Consider the following 2450-nt stretch of genomic DNA (forward strand, 5'->3'; position numbering starts at 1 on the left):
TGCACGAGGGCGCCCTGGCGCTCGCGGCCGCCGTGCTGCAGCGTGAGCTGCGCCCCGGCCCGGACTCGGCGCGCGCCGTGCTGGACCGGGCGTTGCAGGCCGCACCCGAGGTCGGGGTGCACACGGTGCGGATGAACGCCGACGACCTGGCGGAGGTCCGTGCCCTGCTGGCCGAGGGCCAGGTGCAGGTGCCCGCGGGCATCGAGCTGGTCGCCGACTCCCGCCTGGAACCCGGCGACGTCGTCAGCGAGTACCCGGGCGGCTACCTCGACGGGCAGGTCGGCACCGCCCTGGAGCGCGCCCGCGCAGCCCTGCTCGAGGACGCCTCGTGAGCACCGCGACGTACGCGCCCACGGTGCGGTCGAACCCCGTGCACCCGCGCCCCGTGCACCCGAACCCCGTGCACCCGAACCCCGTGCACCTGGACCCGGCACTGCTCCGGGCTCTGGACGTGGCCGGCCCCGAGCGGGTCGGGACGGTCCACGCCGTCGTCGGCCTGTCCGTCGACGTGGCGGGCCTGACCGGTGCGGTCGGTGACGTGCTGACCGTCGGCGAGGGCCGTGAGGCGGTGGCGGTCGAGGTCGTGGCCGCCACGTCCTCCGTGCTGCGGTGCATGCCGTTGGCCGCGGTGCACGGGCTGCGGGTCGGGATGCCGGTGCGGGGCACCGGTCGGCCGTTGACGGTCCCCACCGGGCGCAGCCTGCTGGGTCGGGTCCTGGACGGGCTGGGCCGGCCGGTCGACGGCAAGGGTCCCCTGGACGCTGCGATGGTGCCGGTCAGCGGTTCCGCCCCGTCGGCGCTGGGCCGGGCCCGGGTCGACACGCCCCTGGAGCTCGGCGTGCGTGCCCTGGACACCATGGTCACGGCCGGGCGCGGTCAGCGCCTGGGCCTGTTCGCGGGGTCCGGCGTCGGCAAGTCGAGCCTGCTGTCGATGGTCGCCCGCGGCACCGAGGCCGAGGTCTCGGTGATCGCGCTGGTCGGTGAGCGTGGCCGTGAGGTCCGCGAGTTCCTGGAGGACGACCTGGGGCCCGAGGGCCTGGCCAGGTCCGTGGTGGTGGTCGCGACGTCCGACGAGCCGCCCCTGGTGCGGTTGCGTGCGGCATTCGTCGCGACCCGCATCGCCGAGCAGTTCCGGGCCGAGGGCCGCGACGTGGTCCTGATGATGGACTCCCTGACCCGGGTGGCGATGGCCCAGCGTGAGATCGGGTTGTCGGTCGGTGAGCCACCCGCGACCCGCGGGTACCCGCCGTCGACGTTCTCGCTGCTCGCCCAGCTCCTGGAGCGCGCCGGGACGGCCGAGCGCGGCTCGGTGACCGGCATCTACACCGTCCTGGTGGACGGTGACGACCACAACGAGCCGGTCGCCGACGCCGCACGTTCGATCCTCGACGGGCACGTGGTGCTCACCCGTGAGCTGGCCGTCGCCGGGCACTTCCCGTCGATCGACGTCCTGGGTTCGGTCTCGCGCGTGGCCGGTCGGGTGACCACCCCCGCGCAGCGGGCCGACGCGACCCGGTTGCGGCAGGTGATGGCGGCGCGCCGGCGCGCGCAGGACCTGCTCGACGTGGGTGCCTACGTCCCCGGTTCCAACCCGTTGGTCGACGCCGCGGTCGCGAACGCCGCCGGCATCGACGCGTTCCTGCAGCAGCCCTTGGACGAGGTCGCCGAGGCCGAGGACTCCTGGGAGCACCTGGCCGCGCTCGTCGGCCAGATGGGGGTGCAGCCATGAGCGCGCGCGGGTTCCGGCTCAGCGGACTCCTGCGGCTGCGCCGGATCCAGGAGGAGCAGGCGGCGGCCGACGCCGCCCGGGCTCACGCCGAGCGTCGCCGTGCGGAGCGCCGCCGGCACGAGACCGCTCAGATGCTCGCCGGGTGCGAGCTGCCCGAGCGCGGCGACGACCTGACGTGGCGCGCGTCGATCGCGAGCCGCGCGGCGTTGACGGGCCTGGCGGCGGAGTCCCTGGCCGTGCTGGGCACGACCCAGCTCCAGGTGGACGAGGCGACGGCGGCCTGGACCGGCGCCAGGTCGCGAGCCACGGCTCTGGGAAAGCTCGAGGAGCGGCACGACGCCGAGGTCCGGGCCGAGGACGAGCACCTGGAGCAGCTGGCGCTGGACGAGGCGGCCCTTCGAGGGGCCACCCGACCCGACCGTGCAGACCTGACCGACGAGGGGGACCGATGACCACCATCATCATGCTGCCGACTCCGCCAGCCCCGGCCGCCGGGCAGCGTGGGGGCACCGCCCAGGGTGCGTCCGGGCACGACTTCGCGGCGGTCCTGGGTGCCGCGGTCGAGGGTGCGGACGCATCGACGACGGGCAGCGACGGCCGGACGGCCCACGAGGACCCGGTCACGGTCGCGCAGGTCGTCCACGAGGCAGCCGAGCTGATCGCCTCCGTCGGCGGGACCGAGCACACCGGGGCCGTGACGTCGGGCGGGGGTGAGCAGCCG

Annotated in this window: 4 protein-coding genes; all 4 read left to right on the forward strand. The window is 75.5% G+C overall.

Annotated elements, in window-relative coordinates; all coding sequences use genetic code 11:
• A partial coding sequence (locus N869_RS14375; protein ID WP_035062723.1) for a FliH/SctL family protein occupies positions 1–332 on the forward strand: 332 nt, incomplete at its 5' end.
• A 68-nt stretch (positions 333–400) separates the two neighbouring features.
• Positions 401–1729 (forward strand): FliI/YscN family ATPase, encoded by a 1329-nt coding sequence (locus tag N869_RS14380; protein ID WP_052105615.1) that lies wholly within the window; start codon positions 401–403, stop codon positions 1727–1729.
• Positions 1726–2181: a flagellar export protein FliJ gene (locus N869_RS14385; protein ID WP_035062724.1), complete on the forward strand. Its 456-nt coding sequence runs from the start codon at positions 1726–1728 to the stop codon at positions 2179–2181. The genes N869_RS14380 and N869_RS14385 overlap by 4 nt, the downstream gene beginning before the upstream one ends.
• Positions 2178–2450, forward strand: a 273-nt coding sequence (locus N869_RS14390) for a hypothetical protein (RefSeq protein WP_035062725.1), incomplete at its 3' end; no start/stop codon positions are given. The genes N869_RS14385 and N869_RS14390, both read left to right, overlap by 4 nt.

This window comes from Cellulomonas bogoriensis 69B4 = DSM 16987 (genome assembly GCF_000767165.1).
In the GTDB taxonomy this organism is placed as follows: Bacteria; Actinomycetota; Actinomycetes; order Actinomycetales; family Cellulomonadaceae; genus Actinotalea; species Actinotalea bogoriensis.